Annotated in this window: 15 protein-coding genes and 1 pseudogene; 3 read left to right on the plus strand and 13 right to left on the minus strand. The window is 64.7% G+C overall.

The features are described from left to right. Window positions 1-4: 4 nt before the first annotated feature. Window positions 5-7,741, minus strand: a complete 7,737-nt coding sequence (locus tag POL67_RS41475; RefSeq protein ID WP_308789574.1) for an SDR family NAD(P)-dependent oxidoreductase — start codon at window positions 7,739-7,741, stop codon at window positions 5-7. Between the two features lie 737 nt (window positions 7,742-8,478). On the opposite strand from POL67_RS41475, the gene POL67_RS41480 reads away from it, so the two are divergent. From POL67_RS41480 to POL67_RS41490, 3 genes are all read left to right on the plus strand, one after another. Next, complete coding sequence (locus POL67_RS41480; RefSeq protein ID WP_271926586.1) at window positions 8,479-8,799, plus strand: DUF6312 domain-containing protein; 321 nt, start codon at window positions 8,479-8,481, stop codon at window positions 8,797-8,799. A 31-nt stretch (window positions 8,800-8,830) separates the two neighbouring features. Next, window positions 8,831-9,109 (plus strand): DUF6200 domain-containing protein, encoded by a 279-nt coding sequence (locus POL67_RS41485; protein ID WP_271926587.1) that lies wholly within the window; start codon window positions 8,831-8,833, stop codon window positions 9,107-9,109. A 228-nt stretch (window positions 9,110-9,337) separates the two neighbouring features. Beyond that, a complete protein-coding gene (locus POL67_RS41490) occupies window positions 9,338-11,077 on the plus strand; it encodes an ABC1 kinase family protein (RefSeq protein ID WP_271926588.1) in 1,740 nt (579 codons plus the stop codon). Between the two features lie 371 nt (window positions 11,078-11,448). Here POL67_RS41490 and POL67_RS41495 read toward each other — a convergent pair whose 3' ends face one another. From POL67_RS41495 to POL67_RS41555, 12 genes and pseudogenes are all read right to left on the minus strand, one after another. Beyond that, on the minus strand, window positions 11,449-12,894 hold the full coding sequence (locus tag POL67_RS41495; protein WP_271926589.1) for a transposase: 1,446 nt from the start codon (window positions 12,892-12,894) through the stop codon (window positions 11,449-11,451). A 72-nt stretch (window positions 12,895-12,966) separates the two neighbouring features. Then, entirely contained in the window at window positions 12,967-13,959 is a 993-nt protein-coding gene (locus POL67_RS41500; protein WP_308789596.1) for a reverse transcriptase domain-containing protein, read from the minus strand. Further along, the gene (ltrA, locus tag POL67_RS41505; RefSeq protein WP_271926591.1) at window positions 13,931-15,220 is read right to left on the minus strand and encodes a group II intron reverse transcriptase/maturase; all 1,290 of its coding nucleotides are present in this window, start codon (window positions 15,218-15,220) and stop codon (window positions 13,931-13,933) included. Before ltrA ends, POL67_RS41500 begins: the two co-directional genes overlap by 29 nt. A gap of 194 nt (window positions 15,221-15,414) precedes the next feature. Next, window positions 15,415-16,112, minus strand: a pseudogene (locus POL67_RS41510) (IS5 family transposase); the annotation flags it as partial. Window positions 16,113-16,537: 425 nt separating this feature from the next. Further along, window positions 16,538-17,665: a reverse transcriptase domain-containing protein gene (locus POL67_RS41515; RefSeq protein WP_271926593.1), complete on the minus strand. Its 1,128-nt coding sequence runs from the start codon at window positions 17,663-17,665 to the stop codon at window positions 16,538-16,540. 229 nt (window positions 17,666-17,894) lie between these two features. Next, complete coding sequence (tnpC, locus tag POL67_RS41520; RefSeq protein ID WP_271926595.1) at window positions 17,895-19,379, minus strand: IS66 family transposase; 1,485 nt, start codon at window positions 19,377-19,379, stop codon at window positions 17,895-17,897. Between the two features lie 66 nt (window positions 19,380-19,445). Beyond that, window positions 19,446-19,823 carry an IS66 family insertion sequence element accessory protein TnpB gene (gene tnpB, locus POL67_RS41525; protein WP_271926596.1) on the minus strand — a complete coding sequence of 126 codons (378 nt, stop codon included), beginning with the start codon at window positions 19,821-19,823 and terminating at the stop codon, window positions 19,446-19,448. Beyond that, a complete protein-coding gene (locus POL67_RS41530) occupies window positions 19,820-20,203 on the minus strand; it encodes a hypothetical protein (RefSeq protein WP_271926597.1) in 384 nt (127 codons plus the stop codon). The genes tnpB and POL67_RS41530 overlap by 4 nt, the downstream gene beginning before the upstream one ends. A 356-nt stretch (window positions 20,204-20,559) precedes the next feature. Then, window positions 20,560-20,808 (minus strand): hypothetical protein, encoded by a 249-nt coding sequence (locus POL67_RS41535; RefSeq protein ID WP_271926598.1) that lies wholly within the window; start codon window positions 20,806-20,808, stop codon window positions 20,560-20,562. Between the two features lie 400 nt (window positions 20,809-21,208). Continuing rightward, window positions 21,209-22,264, minus strand: coding sequence for a prohibitin family protein (locus POL67_RS41545; protein WP_271926599.1), 1,056 nt, complete (start codon window positions 22,262-22,264; stop codon window positions 21,209-21,211). Between the two features lie 50 nt (window positions 22,265-22,314). After that, window positions 22,315-22,983 carry a YcjF family protein gene (locus POL67_RS41550; protein ID WP_271926600.1) on the minus strand — a complete coding sequence of 223 codons (669 nt, stop codon included), beginning with the start codon at window positions 22,981-22,983 and terminating at the stop codon, window positions 22,315-22,317. Window positions 22,984-23,022: 39 nt separating this feature from the next. Then, on the minus strand, window positions 23,023-24,429 hold the full coding sequence (locus tag POL67_RS41555) for a substrate-binding domain-containing protein (RefSeq protein ID WP_271926602.1): 1,407 nt from the start codon (window positions 24,427-24,429) through the stop codon (window positions 23,023-23,025). Between the last annotated feature and the right edge of the window lie 35 nt (window positions 24,430-24,464).

Consider the following 24,464-nt stretch of genomic DNA (forward strand, 5'->3'; position numbering starts at 1 on the left):
CGCCTCAGAACGTGATGGTCTCGAGCTCTTCTTCCGCGTCGGCATTCGAAGCCTTCGCCTGCGCGCCCTCGAGCAGGCGCGCGAGAGAGACCTGCTGGAGCAGGTACGCTGCGAGCGAGCCGACGTCGTCGTATCGGCTGAGCGCCACGATCGAGGGCTCGAAATCGAGGCCCATTCGAATGCGATTCCGGAGCTCCAGCTTCATCAACGAGTCGAGCCCGAGGTGATGGAAGGACGCGTTCCGCTCGATCTTGGACGAATCGATGCGGAGCACATGGCCCATTTCCCGCGCCAGGAACCCCTCGAGCAGCGCGAGCCCCTCGTCGTGGTTCGCTCCCGCGATCGCCGCGCGCAGATCGTGGGACCTGTTCGAGCGCGCGCTCTCGTCGCGCGGCCCCGCCGCGAGCAACGCGCCGAGATACGAGGATCGGGCTGCATCCGGGTAAAACTCGACCCATCGCCGCGCGTCGAATCGGACGACGCTCACGTTCGCGCGTGGATGCGCGAGCAGGCGCTCGAGCGCGAGCAGCCCCTCCCGGGGCGTCAAGCTGGCCATCCCGCGAGATTCGAGCCGCTTGCCGCGGCTGTCGTCGGTCGCCGCGAGGCCGACCTCGGAAAACGGGCCCCACTGGATGCTCATCCCACAGAGGCCCCGGCGCTGCCGCTCATGCGAGAGCGCGTCGAGCATCGCATTGGACGCCGTATAGTTGGATTGTCCGGGCGAGCCGAGGAGCGCCGCGACGGACGAGTACAGAATGAAGAAATCGAGATCCCGGCCCTCGGAGAGCGCGTGCAGATTCCACGCCCCCAGCGCTTTCGGCGCGAAGACGTTCCGGAAGCTCTGCTCGGTTTGCTCGAGCAACGTGCGGTCTTCGAGGATCGCGGCGGCGTGGACGATCCCTGCGAGCTTCGGCATCTGCGCGTCGAGCAGACCGAAGACCCGCTCCGCTTCCTCGCTGCGCGAGACGTCTGCCGACGCGACGAGGATCTTCGCGCCTGTCGTCTCCATGGCGGCGATCGCCTCCTGCGCCTCTCGGCCTGGGTTTCGGCGCCCGACCAGGGCAACGTGCCTTGCCCCTCGATCGACGAGCCAGCGCGCCAGAGAGAGCCCGAGCCCCCCAAGACCACCGGTAACCAAGTACGTCCGGTCCCCACGGATCGAGACGGGCTCCGCGGACGACGGCACGATCCGGGCTTCCGGGTCCTTCATTGCGATCGCGAGCTTGCCGATGTGCTTCGCTTGCGCCATGTACTGGAATGCCTCGGCGGCGCGCGAGGCCGGGAACGTTCGCACTGGCAGCGGCGCAAGCGCGTGCGCCTCGAACATCTCCATGAGTTCTTGAAGGAGCGCGCCAATCTCCTCTGGCTGCTGCGCCAGCAGCGCGAGCAAGTCCACGAGGGAGAACGACAAGCTTCGCAGGAACGGTCGGAGGCCGAGCGGTTTGTCTTCGTAATAGTCCCGCTTGCCGATCTCGACGAAGCGCCCGTAATCACGGAGCAAGGATAGGCTCGCCGGGATGAACTCCCCCGAGAGGGAGTTCAGGACGACGTCCACGCCCTCCCCGCGCGTGATCTGCTTGATCTCGTCGACGAAAGCGAGCGAGCGTGAATCGAACACGTGCGCCACGCCGATCGAGCGAAGGTAGGCACGTTTCTCCTCGCTCCCCGCAGTCGCGAAGACCTCCGCGCCGACATGCTTCGCCAGCTGGATCGCCGCGAGCCCCACCCCGCCCGCGCCTGCGTGAATCAACACCCGCTCGCCTCGCCGCAGGCGGCCGATGCGGACGAGCGCATAATGGGCGGTCGTGAAGACGGCGGGCAGCGTCGCCGCCTCCGCCCACGAAAACCGCGTCGATTTCGCCACGATATGCTCGCTCCGCGCGAGCACGTGGGAGCTGAATGTGCGCGCGCCGAACCCGAGAACCTCCTGGCCGACGGACCAGCGCGTGACGCCTTCGCCCACGGCGACCACCCGCCCCGCGCATTCGAGGCCGAGCCGCGGTCCCTGCCCATCGGCCCCCGCCGCGTCGTCCGGCAGCACGCCCATGGCGAGCAGGACGTCCCGGAAGTTCAGGCCGGCCGCCTCCACTTCGACGAGCACCTCCCCGGGACCAGGAACGAGCGCGCGGGCCTCGTGCAGCGAGAGCCGCTCGAGCACGCCTGGTGATTGAATTCGTAGCTGGAAAGGTTTGTTTTGCGCGGAAACCTTGCGAGCTCCGAGGGAGGCGTGCTCGCCAGGCTCGAACGTTCCCCGAACGAGCTCCGCGACGTACCGCTCTTCGTCCCGCCACGCGACTTGATCCCCGCCCCCCTTGGCCATGAGCTCACGCCGCAAGAGCTCGCCATCTCGTTCGCTCGCTGTCGTGGCGAGATCGATCGACGTGCAGGGCAGCTCGGGGTGCTCCAGGACGAGGGTCCTCGCGAGCCCGATGAGCGGCGCCTGCCCCACCGAGACCGGCTCACCCGCACGCACGGCCTGCGCCCCGCGCGTGACCAGGAAGAGCCGCGGCGGCGACCGAAAACCATTCCGGAGGAGCGCCTGCGCCAAATACATCGCGCTCACGCTCCCGCGCGCGAGACCCGCCGAGAGCGTCTCCAGCGTCGTCGCGTCCGGCGACGCGGCGTCGAGGCTCGCGAGGTGAACGGCGCCGAGACAAACTCTCTCGGCGCCGAACGCATCTCGAAGCAATCTTCGGTAGTCGTCCGCGTTCGCCGGATCGAACGTGTAGAGATCCGGCTCGATGCGTGCATACGAGGAGCCCGGGAAGACACGCACGCAGGATCGTCCGGCAGCGCCGAGCTCCGCTTCGAGCGAGGCTCCCACGCCGCTTCGATCCATGAGCAGGAGCCACGCGCCCCCCTCCGGCAAACGCGCGGGAGGCTGAGGCTCGACGTGCCTCCAGGCGATCTCGTGCACGCATCCCTCGAGTGGGTCCTTCGTCGACGACGAGGCCGCTTCGAGGGGTTGCGCTCGGAGTCCCTCGATCTCGACCAGGGCGCGGCCGTTCTCGTCGACAATCCAAAGATCGCAATGCCCCGCGACCTTCGTCACGACGACCCATGCCTTTCGTGACGGCCGCGCGTGAACGGTGAGCCGCGCAATGCCCACGGGCACGTACGTCACGACATCCGCGGTCGTCGCGAGGAAGCTCATCGCGCTCTGCAAGCAAGCATCGAGCAAGGACGGATGCAGAATGTACCCGTGGTCATCCACGATGTCGGGCAGCTCGACACGACCGAGCGCCTGGCCCTCCTCCGTCCGCAGCTCGACGAGCGCTTGGAACGCCGGACCATACTCGAGCCGTCGCGCGGACATCTGCTCATAATGCTCCGCTGCAGAAAGACGGCTCGAGAGCCGCTGTCCGAGGCTCTCCGGCTTCTCCACCTGTCGCGCGGAGTCCGGGCTCCCGCTGTCGATGCGCATCACGCCTCGTACGTGGCGCGTGAAATGGGAATCCTCCGGCTCGCGGCTCGCAATCCGGAACGAGCATCGCCCCGCGCCCGTGTCGGTCAACACCACCTGCGCGATTCGTTCGCTGTCGTCGTCCCCGAGCACGAGCATCTGTTCGAACGTCACGTCTTCCAGAACCAGCTTGGCTGCGCCGAGCTTCTCCCGACCCGCGGCGAGCGCCATCTCGAGGTACCCTGCCCCGGGGAAAACGACGGCCGCTTGCACCCGATGATCACGGAGATACGGCGTGATCTGAACGCCGAGAGTCTGTTCCCACCAATGCTCGTCGTTCTGCGCCGATGACACGAGAAGCCGCGACCCGAGGAGCGGGTGCTCGAAGCGGCCCTTCCCGTTGCCCGTGCGCCTCCGCGTGTGCGTGGCGGGCGCCCGATCGGACTCGATCCAGAATCGCTCGCGTTGCCACGGATAGGTCGGCAGCTCCACCACGCGCCCGCCCTCCGGATGGGTTCGCCTCCAATCGATGGCGCGGCCATGCACGAAGAGCCTCCCCAGGGATTGAAGCAGGCTCTGCCGCTCGTCGGCTTGCCTGTACAGCGAAGCCAGCGCCACACCTTTCGTTCCGCTCTCGCGGAGGTTCTCCTCCACCGATGGAACCAGGATCGGGTGAGGGCTCATTTCCAGGAAGACCGTGTACCCCTCCCGAATGAGCTCTCGTGTGGCCTGGGAAAAGAGCACGGGCTTCCGCAGGTTCTCGGCCCAGTAGTCGGCATTCAGCTCGTCGCCCGAGATCGGTGCGCCGGTCACGGTCGAGCGCATCGCGATGCTCGACTTTCTCGGAGAAAGGCCGGCGAGGGCCGCGACGAGCTCGCCTCGCAGCGGCTCCATCTGCGGACTATGGGACGCGACGTCCATCTTCACGCGTCGGAAAAATACCTCTTTCTCCTCGAACCTCGCGAGGACCTCCGCGAGCGCTCCGGGCTCGCCGGCGATCACCGTCGAGCGCGGGCCATTGCTCCCAGCCACGCTCAGGCGCGTCTCGTATCCGACGAGCGCCCGCTCCGCGTCCGGCAACGCGAGCTCCACCAGCGCCACCGCGCCTTTCCCGCTCATGGTGCCCATCAGTCGACTTCGACGACCGATGACCGCCGCAGCATCCTCGAGCGAGAGCGCGCCGGCCACGTAGGCGGCCGCGACTTCGCCCATGCTATGGCCCACCACGGCGTCCGGCACGACGCCCCAGGACCTCCAGAGCGCCGCGAGCGCCACTTCGATGGCGAACAGCACTGGTTGCACCACGCTGCCCTCGGCGAGCCGCGATCTCGCCTCTTCGGCGCGGAGCTCGTCCACGACCGAAAGGCCGCACTCGGGCCGGAGCGCGGCGTCACAGGCCTCGATCGTCTCCCGAAACACCGGCTCCTCCGCGAGGAGCTGCCTGCCCATCCCCACCCACTGCGAGCCTTGACCGGGGAACACGAAGACCACCTTCGGCGCCGACAGCGGCGAGGTACCGTGCGCGATGGCCGTCGGCTCCTCCCCGCGCCCGAAGGCCTCGAGCGTCTCCGCGATCTGCTCCCTCGAATTGCCCACGATGGCGAGGCGATGTGTGAGGTGGCTCCGCCGGACGCTCGCCGTGAATGCGATGTCCGAGAGCTCGATTTCGGGCGTCTTGCGGATGTGCTCTCCCATCCTCCTCGCATGATCGCGGAGCGCCGACGCGGTATGCGCCGACAGCGGCAAGATTTGGGACCTGGCGCGGTCGCGCAGCTCCTCGGGTTCGCGCGGACCCAACGCGGCAAGCGATTCGGAGAGCACGGCATGGCTACGCTCGTCCCGACGCATGATCGGCAGGGTAAGCCCGGACAGACCCAATTCCGCGAAACATTGCTCGATCGGGCGGACGAGCAAGGGATGCGGGTCGAGGTCGAGGAAGGCCTCGTGTCCATGCCGGAGGAGGAGCGACGTCGTCTCCGCGAACAGCACGGGCTCGCGGAGGTTCCTGCACCAGTAAGCCGCGTCGAGCGCCGCGCCGTCGATGCGATCCCCCGTCACCGTGGAGTAGAACGGAATCGCACCGGAGCGCGGCGACAACCCCTCGAGCGCCTCGGCGAGAGAAGGCAGGAGCGAATCCATCTCGCGGCTGTGGGATGCGTAGTCGACCTTGATTCGCCGGCAGGTGACGCCCTCCCGCTCGAGCTCCGTGACCAATGCCTCGAGCGCCGCTTCGTCCCCCGACAGTACGGTCGCGCTCGGGCTGCTGCTCACGGCAATGGACACGCTGTCGCCGCGGCCCTCGAGCGCCCGCTTCGCGGCAACCATCGGGAGCTCGACGACGGCCATCGCCCCCTTGCCCGACGCCCGCGTGACGAGCTTGCTCCGTACACAGATGACGCGCGCGGCGTCGTCGAGGTCGAGGCAACCGGCCACGTGCGCGGCGGCGACCTCGCCCATGCTCTGTCCTACCACCGCGCAGGGCTCGACGCCGAGCGACCGCACGAGCGACGCGAGGGCGACCTGCACCGCGAAAATGGCCGGTTGCACCTTCGGCGTCTCCTCGAGCCACCCTGCGTCTTGCGAGAGGAGCACATCGAGGAGGGAGCCCTCCATATGAGGACGCATCGCCACGTCGCAGCGCTCGATCGCGGCTCGAAATGCAGGCTCGACGAGGAGGTCCATCCCCATCCGCAGCCATTGTGAGCCCTGCCCGCCGAAGACGAACACTGGCGCGCCCCTGGGACGAACGCGGCCGAGCTTCTGCGCGGTCGTCATGCCGCCTTCGAGGACGACATGGCAATTCGTTCCGCCGAACCCGAACCCACTCACGCCGGCCAGCCGCCGGCCCCCGTGCTCGGGCCACGGCTCGACGGTGGTCGGTACCGCGAGGCGAAGAGCTTCGAGATCGATATGCGGGTTCGGCGATTGAAAATGGAGGTTCGGGGGGACCACGCCGTTTCGCAGCGAGAGCGCCGTCTTGACGAGACCGGCGATTCCGGCGGCCGCCTCGAGGTGACCGATGTTCGTCTTCACCGCGCCGAGCCGGAGCGGTCTGTCCGGGGAGCGCCCCGCCCCGAGCACGGCTCCGATCGCGCCCGCCTCGATGGGATCGCCGAGCATGGTGCCCGTCCCGTGCGTCTCGACGAAGTGAACGTCGCGCGCGTCGATCCCCGCGTCCGCATACGCGTCGCGAAGGACGAGTTCCTGCGCCTTCGGGCTCGGCGCCGTCAAACCATTGCTCGCGCCGTCGTTGTTCATTGCGCTGCCGAGCAGTATGCAATGGATGCTGTCGCCATCGGCAATGGCGCGCGAGAGGGGCTTCATCACGACGACGCCGCCGCCCTCGCCCCGAACGTAACCGTTCGCCCGGGCATCGAACGCCTTCGATCTACCGTCGGGCGCCATAGCGCCGAACTTCGACATGGCGACCGTGCTCTCCGGGGAGAGCAAGAGGTTCACGCCACCCGCGAGCGCGAGGTCGCATTCGCCGAGTTCCAGGCTGCGGCGTGCATGATGGACGGCGACGAGCGACGAGGAGCAGGCCGTATTGAAGGCAATGCTGGGCCCACGAAGACCGAGCGTGTACGACACGCGGGCAGGGATGATGCTGAGGTCCTGTCCCGTCGCCGAATGCTGGGTCATGGCAGCACGCCTGTCGTCCGGTATGTCGGCGTAGTCGTGCCACATCGCGCCCATGAAGACGCCCGTCCGGCTCTCCTCGAGCGAGCGAGGCGGGATCCCGGCGCTCTCGAGCGCCTCCCATGCGAGCTCCAGCACGAGCCGTTGCTGCGGGTCCATCATCATCGCTTCACGCGGAGAGATGCCGAAGAACTGGGGATCGAACTGATCGACCTGGTCCAGGAATCCAGCCCATTTCGTCGACATCTTCCCGGGCGCGCTGACGTCTTTGTCGTACAGCGCGTCGACGTCCCATCGATCCCTGGGCACTTCGGAGATCGCGTCCACGCCCGAGCAAAGCATCCCGAAAAACGAGGCGAGATCCGGAGCGCGGGGGAACCGGCAGGCCATCCCGACGATCGCCATCGGCTCCTTCGCCGCCATCCCGCTACGCGCAGCGAGCCGCGGCGCGACGGGCTCCTTTCCCCGATCGCCGGCCAGATAACCGAGGAGGGACTCGAGCGTCGGATACTCCCAGGCGAGTGTTGGAGCGAGAGGGCGCCCGAGCTTCCGCCCGAGGTCCGCCACGATCCGGGTCATATCCATCGAGTCCAGTCCATGGCGGCTGAACGGCGCGTGCACGTCGATCGAGTCGGGCGATGCCCCCCGTTTGGCCGCCACCCGTTGCATCAACCAGCTGCGGAGGTCCTCCATGTCCATCGTGTCTCCTTCCTATGTTTCCTGGAGCTCGAGCTCGCCTGCTGGCGCCCATTGAGCACGTGGATGGGGCTTCGCCATACCGCGCAGCCGCGGCGGCGGGCGCCGTGAAATCACTCCGCACGGATGAGATTGCCTGCTGAAAGCAAAAGTATTTACGCCAACGCTGCCCTTCGGGGCTCCCGCAAAAACTCTGGCACCACGACGACCCTGACTCCGAATGCAGGCTCGATGGTCAGCGCACATCTAGAACAATGGCACGCGAGTGGCAAGCAAAAATATCGCCCGGACGGCGCGGGGGGGTGGGCGCAACGAGCAAGAAACACGCGCGCGATCCATCAATCCGCCATCGGGAGGGTGAGGCCTGGACCCCGCGATCGACGTCGGGGGTGAGGTCTGAACTCCGCAACGATCCGCGGCGTCGTGGATCGTATGATCCAATGGGATCAAGTGAGCCATGACCGAAGATCAGGTCGAAGACCACGACGAGGCATGTACCCTGACTGTTTTTTCTGTTTGAAATTCAACGTGTTGGTACACAGCGAACACGTCAGCTCAGCATCGGGATGGCTCAATCGATCCACTCGTATGGCCGAGCAGCGTGTCGAGACACCTCGGGTGGAGCCAGGGCCCGGGCACGTGTGTTATCTTGTGGACATTTCTAGATGCGCTTCACTACGATGCGTGCTCGCGAGGGGGCTTCGACCTGAGCCGTCCCTCGTCATTGTTGGAGGTAAATCATGGAAATCAGGCGCATCAAAGGCATCAAGCGGATCGTCATCCCGCAACAGGCCGGTACCACCGGCGCCGCCTCGAATTCCCTGCAGCTCGTGGCGGGCCGCAGGCGGAAGCGGAAGAAGCTCTCGAAGAGCTCCAAGTTCCTCGAGAAAGTGACGCGACGGGCCGCGCGATCGAATCGGTCCGTCTTCGACGAGTACCTGGCCCGCCACGATCGCTCGAACCGCAAGAAGAAGAACGGCTGGCTGAAGGACCTCTCGAAGAACGTCTTCAAGTCAAGCCGCAAGGGCCGCAAGAGCTTCAAGCTGAGCTCGCTCTTCTGACGAACGCATCGACCAGTTAACGGAGAACATCATGGCAACCGAAACCGTGACGAATACGAAGCCGGCGGCATCGGCCGCTGCACCCAGCGCATCGGCCGCGGAGCCGATCGTCATCGACATGGGCAAGAAGAAGCGCAAGCTCGTCAAGAAGCTGCGCCGTGGCAAGCCGAACCGGCTGATGGACCGCATCCAGGAGGTCCTGCAGGAGGCGAGGGACGCCAAGGCGATCCCGGCCGGCGCGCAGCCGGTCGTCATCGTCGTCCGTGAGAAGAAGAATACGAAGTACGGCAAGATGTGGGGCCTCGGCTGATAGCTGAGGGCTTGCTGCCCGGGAGCCGATCGAAGAGGTGATCGGCTCCCTCTTGTTCCCGTCGCCCCATAACGCAGCGCTGCTTGCGGGCGGGGCGACCGCTATCAGATTCTCTTGCGCCGCGCGACACCACGAAGTCCCATGCTGAAAAAGAAGCTCATTCCGACACAACTCGAGCTAGGCGACCTCCACCGCAGCCGCGTGGGAGCCCGAAAGGCCACTCGCCCCGTGCGCTTCCGGCTCCTCTTCATCTTCGGGCTGTGCCTCCGTGTCGTGTGGCACCTCGTGATGGCGCGAATCCCGAAACCCGCGGGTCCGGGCGGCAAGTACACGCCCGTGCGACTCGCGCAGCTCGTCCGGGAATCGGCGGAGCGGCTTGGCGGCTTGTGGATCAAGGCCGCGCAGATCATGGCCATGCGCCGTGATATCTTTCCCAAAATATTTTGTGATGAGCTCGCCGCGCTACACGATCGAGCGGTCGGGTTCCCTGGGGACGTCGCCGTCAAGATCATCGAAGAGGAGCTCAACTGCTCGATCAAGGACGTCTTCCGCGAATTCGACGTCGTCCCGCTCGCCGCAGCTTCGATCGGCCAGGTCCACGTGGCGCGCCTCCGGGATACCGGAAAGAAAGTGGCCATCAAGGTCCAGCGACCCGGCATCATCGAGTCCTTCCGCAAAGACCTCGCGATCTTCGCCGGGTATCTGAACTTCCTCAAGCTCATCCGCTTCATGCCTTGGGGGAGATGGGACGAGATGTTCCAGAAGCTTCAGGGGACCCTCGCCGACGAGGTCGACTATCGCATCGAGGCCGCCGCGATGCGCCGCATGCGACGCACCTTGAAGCAGGACAAGGTCTATGTTCCCCGGGTCTACTCGCGTTATTGCAGCAAGCGGGTGCTCGTTATGGAGTTCATCGACGGCGTGCTCATGTCGGATTACATCCACGCGCTCGTCGACGAACCGAAGAGGGCCAAGCAATGGCGCAAGGAGAACAACGTCAAGACCAAGAAGGTCGGCGAGCGCCTGTTCCTCAACTTCCTGATGCAGGTGCTCGAGGACAACCTGGCGCACGGCGATCTTCATCCGGGCAACATCATGCTCCTCAAGAACAGCCGGATCGCGTTCATCGACTTCGGCTCCGTCAGCGTCCTCGACAAGGGGTTCCTCGAGAAATACAGGATCGCGATCCGGTACGTGGCCCTGCGTGATTTCTCGAAGTTCTTCGACGTGAACCTGACCATGGTCCCAGGGGTGCCCAACGTCGATATCGAGCAGATGCGCTCGCAGGTCGTGCGTGAGCTCGAGGGCTGGGAGGCGCTCACCGACGTCAAAGGCATTCCCTACGAGCAGCGGGCGCTGACAGGCGCGAACGTTCGGCTCGCCGCGGTATTCGGCACGTACAAGGTCCCGCCGAACTGGGGGCTCCTGCGATTGATGCGGAGCAGCGCGGCGCTCGACGCGTCGCTCAAATTCTTGATCCCCGAGGTCAACTTTTTCAAGCTGACGCGCCGTCATTTCCAGCGACTCAACCAGCGAAGGGCGAAGTTCGTCACGTCGAAGCGGAGCCGCGAGGCCCTCGCCAACACCGTCGGTGACTTGATGCGCTTGCCTGCCGGCGTCGGCGAAAACCTCATCTTCCAGGGCGAGCTCATCCGCAAGCGTGCCATGAGCTTCCAGGCGCAGATCTCGAAGGCCGCCGAGGTGGGAAAGGCCCTGCTCACCACCGCCCTGAACATCGGCCTCATCGCGACGGTGCTCGTCGTCGCGCGTTACCTGTCGAAGCAGCACGATGTGGGCACGAAGGCGATCGCTCAGCTCCCGCTGCGGGATGTCTTCAGCTCGATGCCACACGTCTCCCCCGGCGTGTGGATCGTCGTCATCCTGCTCTCGCTTTACCTGCTCCAGAACTTGCGGAAGCTCGTGAGGGTCCTCGGTGTCACCGGCGTGGGCAGCAACCCGTTCTTGTGACACGCGTCGCCGATCCGTGGCATGTGTGAGGGGATGAGGCATACCGTGCGTAGGTTTTAGAAGCCTCTGCCGTCGTTGACGCGAAGGGAGTTCCTTTGTGGCACGGCTCTCGTCGCAGGCAGCATGCTCGTGGATTGCCGACAACACGGGTACTCCCCGTCCGCACACCTGTAGCGGACCGCGGACGTCGTGGTCATCGGCGCTGGTTTGTCCGGGCTCGTAACTGCGCGGGAGCTCTGGGGTGCCGTCCTCAAAAGGGCGAAGCCGTGCGATCGACAGGTTGCGGTAGGGACGGCCCTTCATCGATGTCACCACCGACTCGGGCCGCCCCCCGCGCAGATCCGAGCGTGCGCTGCTAACAGCCCGTGGATCTACGCGCCCCCGATCGCGACCCCAACATCCTGCATTTGATGCGGGTACATCCCGCGCCACGTGGCCCGGGAAAATCGTGCCAACCGCCTCGGCGTGCCCCGTACCAGGGCCACCATGGCTGCCCATATCACCAAAACTGCAAGGGCGGAGCCCTTCCGGGCCGCGGCCAGGGCCCGCGGGGTCCCTGCGCCGAGTATTTGACGTAGCACGAGCCCCAAATTGAGCGCGGCGATATGCGCCAGGTAGCGTTTTCTCACGTTCTCCCGGCCTCTCACTCGCACCCTCCTCATTCCGCCCGTCTCGCATGCGTGGGCGAATGTTCGTTCGATGAGCTCTCCACGTTTGCGTTGAAGAGCGCGCCCCTTCGGACGACGCACGCGGTTTCGGTTCCCGTAAAACGCTTGCTGCATATCCCAGCCCTTGTCCACCCATCTGCGGACGGACTGGATCCTCTCCGGGACGTACGTGCGATAGCCGGACACCTTCAACGATAGAAGCAGCTCGGCCTTGTGATACCCCTTGTCCGCCACGACCTCGATCACGGTGCGCTCGGGCTCCGCGTCGCTGCTGCCGCCCTCCGGAGGCGGATCGTCGTCCGAATCGCGCTCCTCGCTGCTCTTGGCCTGCTCGACATTCGTGCGCGCCTGCTCGAGGCTTTGCGCCATCGTCGCTGGGTCGGCCTCGTTCGCTGAATAGACCTCTGCGGCGACCACGACGCCCGTGCTCATGTCGACGACATGCTCGGTCTTGTAGGCCAATCGCGTGCGGCCATCCTTGAGCTTTGCGATGCGGGCATCTTCGTCGGTGGGGCTTTTCCAGTCGGTATTCGACGTCTTCTTTCCCTTGCGCTTGCGGTCGAGTCGCCGAGCATCCTCCATGGTCGGATTCTCGATGCCTTCCTCCTTCGCCAGCCGCTTGATGTAGTCCGCGTACACCTCGCCCGTCTCGCGCCGCACGATCGCCTTCATCGAGGCGTCCGCGCGGAGATACGTCGAGTCCACGCCCATGACTTTGCCATGGAGGAGCCCGGAGCGATTCACGACCCCGAGCACGAAGGCGAACATCCCCTCGAAGACCTCACTGCCGAGGCGCTTGCGCATCTTGGAAAGCGTCGAATGGTCGGGCACCGTTTCGCCGGGCAACAGCCCGAGGTATTCCCGCAGCGACAGCGAGTCCGAGCAGCGCCACTCGAGCCCACGCTCGGACTCGATCCCCTCGAAGTAGCCGACCAGCAGCATCCGGAAGTAAAGCCCAGGCGGGATCGATGGCCTCCCCGCCGTCCCGTCGGCCTCGAAATACTTCGCGCACGCCGCCTCCATGGCCCGGTCAAACCCGTTCTCGCGAAGAAGCTCGTTCAGCTTCTCGTAGAACCGGTGCCCCGGCGACCGCGGCAGCGAAGGCGCCGCCACCCAGAGCGACGCCTGCTTCTCACGTGTTCGCCCCATCGACATGACGCGGACAAACTACCATCGACGCCAGTTCCTGTCGAGCCTCCTTCGGGATAAGTCCACAGGCTGCTAACGCACTCGGCTCCTGCCTTGGGTACGGACGTCGAAGCGTTCGATGGGCCAGGGGTGCAGGATCTTCGGTGCGGGGAGCCATCGTTGCGACAGCTTGCGCATCCTCTCCCAGTTCGGCCGGCCTCGCTGGCTGCGTCGCGCGAGCGCGAAGTGCCAGTGTCGCTCGACCTGGGTTCGGAATGATTGCAGCGCGCAGATGTTGGTCGGGACCGCGTGATACGCGTAATAGCCGCGTACCACCTGGCCCAGCCACTTTCCCTGATCCGGGACAGGTAGGTGACGCCTTCGCATCAGCTCGCCCTTGAGCTCCCTGAGCTTGGCGCGCAGCCGCTCCCGCATCGTTCGCCGCATGAGGAGAAACTTGCCATTCCTCGTACTCCCGCAGATGTGCGTGAAGCCGAGGAAATTGAAGGTCTCCGGCTTGCCCCCGAGGCCGCGCTCTTTTCTTCTGCCGGCCGCAAATAGCCCGAAGGAGATCAATCGCGTCTTGTCGGGATGCAGATCCAGCGAGAAGCGCCGCAACCGCTCGCGTAGCTCCTCGAGGAATCGCACCGCATCAGCGTGACGCTGGAAGCCCACGAGGAAATCGTCGGCATAACGCACGATGATCATGTCACCGGTCGCATGCCGCGTTCTCCACTGCTGGATCCAGAGGTCGAGGACGTAGTGCAAGTAGATGTTCGCCAGAAGCGGCGATATTGTCGCCCCCTGTGGCGTTCCCGCCTTGCTCTCCGTCCACGCACCGTCCTCCATCACGCCTGCGTTCAGCCATTTGCGGACGAGCCGCAGGGTTTTCCTATCCGCAATCCTGTGCTCGACGAATCTGAGTAGCCATCCGTGGTCGATGGCATGGTGGGCAGGGACGGGCCCTTGGTTTCCCTTGGGCTCGTCCCCCTCGCAGAACCCGCCGTGCGGTTTTCCCGCAACGGGCTCCCCAGAGCACGATCGCGGCGAAGCTCCATCAGACCGCCGGGTGAAGCAGCTTGGGATGCGGAAGGTGGAACCACGATTTTGCTTCGAGGTATGCCCAGTGCGAACGACTGCGCTGTCCGCACCGTCGAATCGCCCGGCGCCACTGCCGCTTCACCTCGCCGAGGACCCAGAAGAGCTTCGGCAGGGTGTGCGACAGCGCAAAGTACTGGTAGAAGCCGCGCAACCGTGACGCGAGCTCGCGTTGCTGGTCACGCCGCCGCCAGTGCATGTGTCTCCGAAGCCATTCGTATATTCGGTCCAGAAACTTGCGACAGCTCTTCGTGCTAGGAATACGCACGACGGCGGCCTTGCCATTGCGGTCGACGCCGCATACGTGCTTGAAGCCGAGGAACTCGAAGGTCTCCGGCTTCTTGCCGTATTCGGCCATCTGTCCGCGTGCAAACCGCCCAAAGAGCAGCATCCGGGTCTTCTCACGGGCCAGCTCCAGCCCGAATTTCCCCATCCTCTTCGTCAGGATGCGGTCGAGGCGTTCGGCGTCTCGCTTGTATTGGAAGCATACGACGAAATCGTCGGCGAACCTCGTCAGGTACGCCTCCCCCTGACACCACGCTTTGAACTTCCTCTCGAACCAGAGGTCGAGCACGTAGTGCAGGTAGATATTCGCGAGCACGGGGCTGATCGGCCCCCCTTGCGGGGAGCCTTCGTGCACGCGAACGACGATGCCATCCAGCATCACGCCAGCCCGGAGCCACCGCCCGATGAGGCGAAGGATCACGGGGTCGGCAATGCGGTGGGCCACCATCTTCCGCAGCCAGTCGTGATTGATGTGGTTGAAGTACCCGCGGATGTCGGCCTCGTACACGTGCCGCACCTTTCCCGCCACGACGTGGCTTCGCAGCGCACGCAGCGCCTGATGCGGTTTGCGCCCGGGCCGAAATCCATACGAACAGCCCAGAAAGTCCTGCTCGTAGATCGCGCTGAGGATCCGCGCCACGGCGCGCTGAACGAGGCGGTCTTCAACCGTCGGGATCCCGAGCGGTCGCGTCTTGCCGTCGCCCTTGGGGATCTCCACCCGTCGCACGGGAGGCGGCCGATATTGGCCCGCCCGTAGCCGCGCGTGGAGCCCATCGATCCTCGCTTCCAGATCGCGTTCAAACTCCTGCATCGTCTCGCCATCCACCCCGCCCGCGCCACGTCGATTCATTTGCTTCCACGTCTCGAGCAGAAACTCGGGCGTGAGCAGATGCGCCAGTGACGTGAAGCGGACCTTCCGATCGGCCTTTGCCTTCTCCGCGATGCGCGACAGTCCTGTTGTCATCCGATTCCTGCCTCTGCGTGCAGCGGATGTCTCCCCGCCGTGCGTGTTGCTCTGCGGCGCGCCTTCCCCCTGTACGCGGCTTTCCCGCGCTCCGAGTACTAGAACTCATCTCATAAACTGTCCAGGAGCCTCCTGAGAAGCAGGACGACGCATCCGAGGTGGACGAAGCCGAGGAAATTTTCGGCGTGGCGCTCGTACCGTACCAAGATGCGGCGGAAGCTTTGGAGCCAGGCGAAGAGGCGCTCTACCTTCCAGCGGCGCTTGTATCGACGGAGAGGGCGGAGATCTTGGGTAAGGCGCTTGCGATTCGATCGATTGGGCGCAATCAGCTCGATCCCCCGCTCCGCCGCGAGCCGCGCGTCGAGCGCGTCGCTGTCGTAGGCCTTGTCGCCGATAAGGCGCTTGGGGGGCTGGGCAAGGAAGCAGTTATCGAGGGTTCGTTCGACGAGCGTGACTTCATGCGGCGAAGCACTTTCGATGCAGACGGCGAGAGGAAGACCAGAGCCGTCTGCAATGGCCATGATTTTGGTCCCCTTGCCACGCTTCGTTTTTCCGACGCAGCGCCCCCCTTTTTGGCGCTCACGAACGTGCCGTCGATGAACGCCTCACTCAAGTCGATCTGCCCTCGGTCGCGTAAGTCCCCGGCCAAGGCATACAGGATCCGTTCGAGCGTGCCGTCCCTCGACCAGTGCTGGAATCGCCGATGGCACGTCTGGTAGGGCGGATATCTCTCGGGCAAGTCGGCCCATCGAGCGCCGGTGCGCATGATCCATAGGATGCCGTTGAGTACCTCGCGTGCATCCTTCCACGGCCTGCCGCGGCGATCGGCGCGCACGCGCGGAGCAGGGATAAGCGGCTCGAGTAGCGCCCACTGAGGGTCTGTCAGGTCCACACCTGCATATGTCGCCAGCAATCAAAATGTACCGACGGGTGGACCGATGCTCGTTAAATTGATCCTACAAAGTGGGATGTTGTAGCTGATGGACCCACTGGACGGTTTATGAGATGACTTCTACGCACGCCTCCGACTCCTGCGCGAGCGTCCGTCTTCGTCAGGTATACGCCGTTCCTCCGACGTACTCCGTGGATTGGCACGTCCACGAAGACTCACGCAGGCCTCCCAGGTTCCTTGGCGCCTCCTTTTCGACGCGTGCCGTGCTCTCAGACCCCGCCGGGGTCTCCGGTCGCCCTCGCCTTGTCGGTCGACCTACCATGGCCTTCCAGGTTTTTCGACCCTGTCGGCCCCCGGACCATTGTCACGAGGCTCAATCGCTTCACTTACGTTACGGCCCGCGTCTCGCTCTGCCTACGCTTCGCTCATGTCGTCACCTCCACGAGCGCAAGGCTCGATTCCCGGTGGGGCGGCTCTTCCCCTTGCCGGAGCGGGAGTTTCACCCGCTGGAAGCGCCAGGCTTGGCCTGGCGCACCGAAGAAGCCACGGATGTCTGCGTCGAGCACGTAGTTCACCTTCTTCCGGTGAATCCCGACATAGAGCGCGTCCAGCGCTTGATGCTGGCTGCGCCCTGGCCTGAATCCATAGGAAAAGCCGAGGAAGTCCTGTTCGTAGATGGCGTTCATCACCTCGACGATCGTACGCTGGACGATTTTATCCTCCACCGCCGCGATCCCCAGCGGTCGTTGTCGACCGTCAGCCTTGGGGATGTACACCCTCCGCGAGGGCCTTGCCCGGTACGCTCCGCGATGCAGTCGTTCGTGGAGGTCCCAGAGGCGAGCCTCCAGATCCACGCCATACTGCTTCCACGAGACACCATCGATTCCTGGCGCAGCCTTTCGCTCGAGGAGCTGGAAGGCGTCACGCAGGCGATCGACGGTCACGTAGTGGAATAGCGCAGTAAACCTTGCACTCCTATCCTTCTTTGCTGCTCGACGTACACGATCCAGCGCACTTGGCGCGCTTGTCCGGCCCTGTGTCCGGGGCGCGTTTTGCTGGTCCGTGTTCCCCTTGGCCGGGCCCCTTCCCTCCACCACCTCCGCGGCCGCTGATGCGACGTTGTTCGGCAGCTTCTTCGGTACTACGAGCCCGTCCGACTTCCCCTCGCCGTGCGTCTCCAGGGTGCGGCCATTGGCCTTTCTGGAGCGGCCTGGGGCGCCATGTTCCCCAGGCAGCGAGAGGATCTCCCGGTTCCCGTGCTGAAAGATTCCGGGCGTGCGTGGGGTCTCCGACCGCGCGGGGCCGGTGAGGAGCTCGCGTTGGCGCTCCCCCTCGTGTTGCCTTCCGCCTGAAATAACGGCGTAGGCGCCCCGAACTAGCTGATTTCGCGGCTCAATACCCAGCCCGCCCGTGCCCCTGTCGAACGCTTCGCCGTCGCCCTTACGGGCGCTGACGCATGACTCGGGGTCATCGTGGGTCGCTACTCCTTCGATGTAAGGCTCTTTCATCCTCATCTTCCAGCCGGTCTCCCGGCGCACTATCTCCTCGCCCACCCCCGTCTGGACGCCGTCCCGCCCCCGTGGCAGGCGCCGCGCGTGCGCGCGTTCGGCCTGCTGCCGCGCGGCATTGGGCTTCGACAGCAAGCGCCGCGCAGACGTCTGCGCAGCCGCTCGCGCGAGGCAGCGTTCGTCAGACGCGTACATTTGTGGGGACACACGCCCGCCCTCTTCGCGCCGGTGATCGACGCGGACGATCGAGGGGACGCGACGTCGTCGACTCGCTCTATCGCTGAGCAGCTATCTCGTGCGGCAGCGGAATTCGCTCCCCGCGTACCGCCGCCCTGATGGCCGTACGCAGGTATGCCTTCGGATCGAGCCCGCAGAGCTTCGCGCTCTCCACGAAAGAATAGAAAATCGCTGCGACCTCGGTCCCTCGCCGCGACCGAGACCCATAGTGATTCTTGCGTCCGACCACGACGCCGCGCTCGGCTCTCTCGGTGTAGTTGTTGTCGAGCGGAATTCGCGGATCCGAAAGGAATCGCGTGAGCCCACTCCAGTGCCCGGCCATGTACTTGATCGCGTCGTCGAGGCTGCTCCTGGGCACGACCGGCGTCGTCTCCGCCCAATGCTGGATGAGCTCCAGCAGCGGCCTGGATTCCGCTTGTCGCAGCGCGATCCGCTCGGCATCTCCCTCGGGGCCGGGCCTGCACTTCGCCTCGACGGCGTACAGGCCGCGGATCAAGTCGAGCACTTGCTTCGTCTCCGCGGGATACGAGGACTCGATCTTGATGAATTCGCGCCTCGTGTGTGCCCAGCAATGCGCGAGCGAGAAGCCCTCTGTTTTCGAGAGCGACTTGTACACGGCGTAGCCGTCGCACATCACGACGCCCTTGTAGCCACCAAGCACCTTCCTCCCGTCCTCGTTCGAGCGGCCCTCCAGAATTCGATAGGCCACCGCGTCGGGCGCCACCACCGACCACGCGTGCCAGCGCGAAGGCTCATTCTTGCCGAGGAGCGGCCATCGCGTCTCGTCCGCGCCGATGACGCCTCGGCTGAGGACGTATTGGAAAAGCGATTCGTATCCCGGCGCGAGCAGCCTCGCAGCACGCTCAGCCTGGTCCCAGAGCGTCTGCGATTCCACGAGCAAACCCTCCCGTCGCATCTTGCGCACCTGGCGCTCCAGCGGAGCGTGATCGCCGTACTTGTCCACGGCCACCTCGGCGGCGAAATCAATCGAGTACCGCGCCCCCTCGAAGAGCTTCTCGGGCCCGGGCGCCGTCTCGATGCATCCGCCACAGGGGCAGCGATACTTCTGGCGCTTGTGTTTCTTCACCACGAAGCGGCGCGGCACGGGGTCGATCTCCTCCGAGGTCTCGAATTGCCCCTCCCACTCCTCGAGCGCGCCGCCGCACGATTTGCAAACCTTGTCGGCGTCGTCCAGCTTGTGCTCGACCTCCACGATCTCCAACGAAAGCTGCGCCTTCGGGCCGTGTCCCTTCTTCGGCGGCTTCGGCGGCTCGGGCGGCTCGCCACTTTCGCCATTCGCGCGTCGCTCCGACCTTTCGCCGAAGAGCAGGCGATTCTTCTGAGCGATCTGCTGTTCGAGCGTCGCGATGCGCAGCTTCATCTGCTCGGCGTCCCCGCCCTTCAGCGCGATGAGCTCCGCGGTGAGCTTGATGATCTCCCTCGCGAGCCGCTGGTTCTCGCGCTCCAGGAGCAGCGCTGCCTGCCGGAGGATTTCGGGGTCGTTCTCGGTCTCGAAATTCACGTGGGCCTCGGACTCTATATGTCGTCAGCCCCCGTGAATGTACCGACGGATCGAAAAAAAAAGTTATCAGCCCCAGCGCAGGACACGCTCGGTGGGGGCGTGCGGCGGCGGCGAGAGGGGCACGCGCAAGGCGAGCTCGCTCCCCTCGAGCAGAATCGCGAGCTCGCTGGTGGTGAGCACGAGCGTGCGGTCGCCAGGCTGCGCCCAGGGCGCCGCGAAGCAGCCCTTCGCGAGGCGCTTCGAGAAGAGGCAAAGACCTGTCCCGTCCCAGTAGATCAGCTTGGCGAGCTTTCGCGTCCGGCCGACGAAGAGGAAGAGGTCGCCGGACATGACGTCGCGACCGAGACCCTGGACGACGAGCGCCGCCAGGGTATTGAACGACTTCCTCATATCCGCGGGCATTCGGTAGACGTACACCCGGACCTGCCGCGTCGACCCGATCACGAGAGCCTCCGGACGAGCTCGACGAGCGAATCCAGGTCGAGCCCCTCGATCAAGAGCCCGGCCGGGCCGCGGACGACAAACGGACCGCGTGGAGGCGGGGATGCGGGCAGGTCGATGACTTCGACGCGCTCGAAGGTGGGCGCCTGGGCGCGTACGTGCGGCGTCACGTCGAGCTGCGTCGCCCAGCGCTGCAATGTTTGAAAGCAGATGCCGAGCTCGAGACCGATATCACGCTGCGATGCGCCCTGCTCGCGTCTCGCGCTGTAATACGAAACCACCTTCCGTCGAAGCGAAAGGGGATATGCCTTGCCGCGACCGCGTCGGCCCTCGATACGCGAGACCTCCGCACGAATGGCTGCCGCTTGTTGTTCTGTACACATGTTGAGGCTCCTTCCGGCGGGGAGCCTGGGCACGAGGGCCACGGGGCGTCAGGACGGGGGGCGGCGAGGTGTTACGATCGACAGACGAGGGGGCGCGATGAAGTGAAAGCGAGCGTTCGGAGGCGCGCCCAGCGGCGGCGCGACGGGCGGCTGGTTTTCGTGACATTGGTGGTCTTCAATGCGGTCCTGTTCGATCAGCTTTGCGAGCGCGTTCAGGAGGAGGGGCAGCGGAGTGCGATGAACGATGAAGCGCTCCGGTACGGGCTGGGAGCGCCGGGGCGGGCGGAGTCTGCGATGGCGAGCGCCTCCTCGTCGACGGCGCCCGTCTCGCCGAGCATCACGCGTGCGGCGACCTTTCAGGAGAACCCTCGATCTGCGCGCAAGATGAGGATGGTCTGACCCTCCTCGTCGAGCTCCCTCCGCAGTTCCACGAGCGCATCCCGTTTGTCCGTCTTGCGCAAAGACGTCGTGCTCTTGCGCGCCTTTTGCCGGTTCTTCGCCTCGTCGTCCCACTCATCGCCGAGGGGCTCCTCTCTGCGGCGCGCTCGCCGGCGCTGGTTCGCGAGAAACGCATTTCGCGCGGCGGTGTACAGCCAAGCTTGCAATGAGGACTTGCCCTGGTGCGCACGGGCTTCAGCTCGAGCGCTTCTCCACCTGCTCCCCTCTCCCTTCGGCCGTGCCCAAAATCGTGCCCCCTACCCCACGAACACCGGCGAAATTCAGCGGACTTCCGAAGACAGTGCTGGGCCACCCTGAAGGACCACACCCAAATGATTCCGGTCAGTTCCAGCAGACTCGCCCGGTTCCATTGCACGGTTCAATTCCCGGCGCCTCCACTCAAGTGGGCGTAGCGCATGGTCATGTCGATCGTCGTGTGACCGAGCAGCTCCTGGGTGCCTTGAGCGGCACGCCCCGCATGACCAGGTGGCTGGCGAACGTGTGCCAGGGGACGTGCCAGCTGATCAGCCGGAGCCCTGCGCGCCTGCAGGCCCGCCAGAGGGGTGCTTACTGTACGCTCCCCTGTGCCCCTTGTTCGCTCGCAGCTGGTGCAGGCGTCGCTTCAGCCGCGGATGTAGCGGTTTCCTGATTCTTTTTCCCATCTGCGGAGCTAGAAACCGCTCCCGGCGTTGCTGCCAGAGCGCCCGTGGCTCCGTCGACGTTCAAAAGCATCTGCGCCCCCGGCCCCCCGCCTAGCACAACCACCTTCGTGTTCTGCGATCTCGCGAGCTCCAGCTGCGACTTCGCGAGCTCTAGCGACGCCTCGATCGTGCGCCACTTGAGCATGTCCGGAGAAACTTTACTCGCGATCAGGTTGTAATCACGGATCCCAGCCGCCTCCGTGCGCCTCCGCTCGGCCTCTTTCTCTTCCTTCTCCAGCCTGAAGCGATACTCGAGCATGAGCTGCTCTTGCTTGTACTTGTCCGCGATCGCGCTCTGGACGATCTCGGGTAGCTCGATGTCAACGAGCTTGAGCTCGTAGAGCTGCACGTAGGAACGCGCATTACCGCTTTCATCGAGGCGCCCGAGCGCCGATACCTTGCCGACCTCCTGGAGGAGGTCACGCACGCTCGTGTAGATCTCGTGCGCCGTCCGGTTGCCGAAGGTGCGCCGGACGTGAGACTCGACCTCGGGCCGGATTAACCGCTCGAAGTAATCGACGCCGATGTCCTGGTGCAGATAACCGAGCATTTCCATCTTCGGCTGGTATCGTACGGAGACCTCCACCGGGAGGTTGAGCCCTTCCTCGCTGAGCACGTCGAATTTCAGCTTTTGCTGCTGCATCCGCGTCTCGTAGACGGTGAGCTCGTCCCAGGGTGGAATCACGTTGAGTCCCTCGCCCCATACACGCTCTGTCACTGTCCCGCCGAGAAAAAAGCGATACATGACGGCGCTGCTCCCCGACGGCACACGGATGAATATCCGCGGCCAGAGAAAGCCGACCAAAAACAGGAGCATGACCAGCGTCGTATAGAGGGTGAGTCGGGCCTTCCGGAGCCACTTCGCGATCCGCTCCCGGAAGGGTAGCTTCTTCGCGTCGCCACTCGAAGATCCTTTTTGCATCTCTTCATCCGCTTCCGGCTTGCTCATTGGCGGCTCTCATCGTCGGCTGGTCAAGACGGCTTGGTCGCCTTGGAGTCCTCTTTGGACTTCTGCACGTCTGCGACGTACTCCTTGGCGTTCTCGAACTCCTGCTTGAAGTAGCTGCGCACCTTGTGAGGATCGAAATCGAGCAGCGTGCCGCCTGTCTCGAAATGCATGACAAAGACCTTGCCCAGCGCCCGGGTGAACGCGCCCGAGATGACGGGGACCGTGACGATGCCGAACGCGGTGCCCACGAACGGAATCAGCTTCCCCAGGCTGGCACCGATCACGGCGCCGGTGCCGACACCGAGGACGCCCGAGAGAAGCGAGCCAATGAGCTTCTTGGCGATGTCCTCCCGGAAACTCAGCTCATAAACATCCGAGAGTTCGGCGAGCATTTTCACCTGGATGCCCGTGACCGCGACCATATCAGCGATAGGCACGGGAACGAGCCCGGCGCCGAGCGCCCAGAGCACATTGCGCCGAATGATGGCATCCGCGCGGCCTACGCGTGAAATCGGCTCAGGGGACTTCGACGCGGCGCTGCTCGGGGACTTTCCCTCGGCCTTCGGCTCGACCTTGGCTTCGGCCTTCGGCTCGACCTCGGATGCGCTCGTCGCCTCCTCTTTCACCTCGATTCTCGGCTCATCCGTCTTCTTCTCTGTCGACTGTTTTGATTGCGTAGTTTCGGTCGCCATGATTCTTCTCCGTTTGCAGGTCGAGAAAACGAGCAGGTTTCAGTGTCTCCCCGTCGCATCCCGCCAGGTGCGAACGAGCTCGGCAACGAACTTGCCGTCCAGGCGCGGCGCTTCGACGAACGTCGTGTCGAGCTCCACACCATAACGTCTAAATTTGAGAAATGGATTGTCGGTATCGTCGATGTTCCGGAGCTTCAATTCGGGGTTCGCCGGCCGGAACCCCCGCTTGACGGCCAGCTTCTGTATCTCCATGCTACGAAGGAAGTCGATCCACTTCTCGGCAGCCGTGCGCTGCTCGGCGGTGAGCTGGCCATCGTCGAAAATGACGACGGGATGCTCGTTCACGATCGTCGGCCGCGGATACACGACGCGCACCTCCGCCATGACGTCGGCATGCATGTCGATCTGCTGGAAGACCGTGAAAATGAGATGCTCCTGCGTCACCACGGCGTCATATCGGCTCGCGCCGAGACTGAACATGGCGTCGGTCAAAAGGTCCGCCGACGCCGTAGGCGGCGGCGCTCCTGCCTCGCAGCGCTCGAGCCAGCGCTGGAAAGGCTCACGTCGCTCCTGAAACGAGCGCGCGAAGTCCGTCTCGGCAAGCTCGCTCCGCACGATCCCCTCTTTCGCGGGTTGCTCGAGCGCCTCATTGATGAGCTCCTTGAGCGCGGCCGGCCTGTCGTTCGGCGGCAATGCGTACTCGTACGCCATCAGGTACAGCGCTTCGAGCCCCTCCGCCGAGCGCGTCGGCGACGAGTGCGTAATTTTCACCTGTCCCCACCGCTTTATTTCGTCGACCGTCGGAAACGGCGCGATATAGGCACGCTTGGTCCTCTTGTCGACCCGCCGAGCCGCCGGCGCCGGTTGTTGCGAGAGCGCGGCCGGGTCGACCGAGCCGTACCAATCGCTCCACGTCCCCGGCACCTTGTGTTCGAGCGCCATTATCTCGAGATCCTGCGGGTCCCTAGGCACCCCCGAGCACAACGAGTTCACCCACGACCCTTCACCATTCCTGGTTTTATCGAGGATGGCTTCGAGGACCTCGAGCCTGTCTTCCCATATCAAGACCAGGAGCGGCGAGCGAACGAGCGAGACCTGCTTCGTGATGTCGAACGGCGACCGGTCATGAACCTCCCTCCAGCGAGCATCGAGATACCGGAGGACGAGATCATCCGCGGGGGACCAGATCGTCGGCTTCACCCCGCCCTTCAGGATAAGGTCGGCTCCCTCGACGCTACTCGCCGCAGTCGCTTTGATCTGGATCTTCGGACATATCTTCGCGAACCGAGTCGCTGCCTCGTCGATCCACGCCCGCTTGTCGCCGCTGTACAGCATCTCGACGATGACGGGGTGGCCGTCCTGCGGCGCCGACCCGCAAGTCTCGCTCGAGACCTCGTTCGTGATGCTCACGTCCGCGAGCCGTGATGGCCTTGGAAGGTCGAGCACGAACCTGCCACCTCGCGCGAAAAACGCAGCGAAGA

This window comes from Polyangium mundeleinium (assembly GCF_028369105.1).
GTDB classification, from domain to species: Bacteria; Myxococcota_A; Polyangia; order Polyangiales; family Polyangiaceae; genus Polyangium; species Polyangium mundeleinium.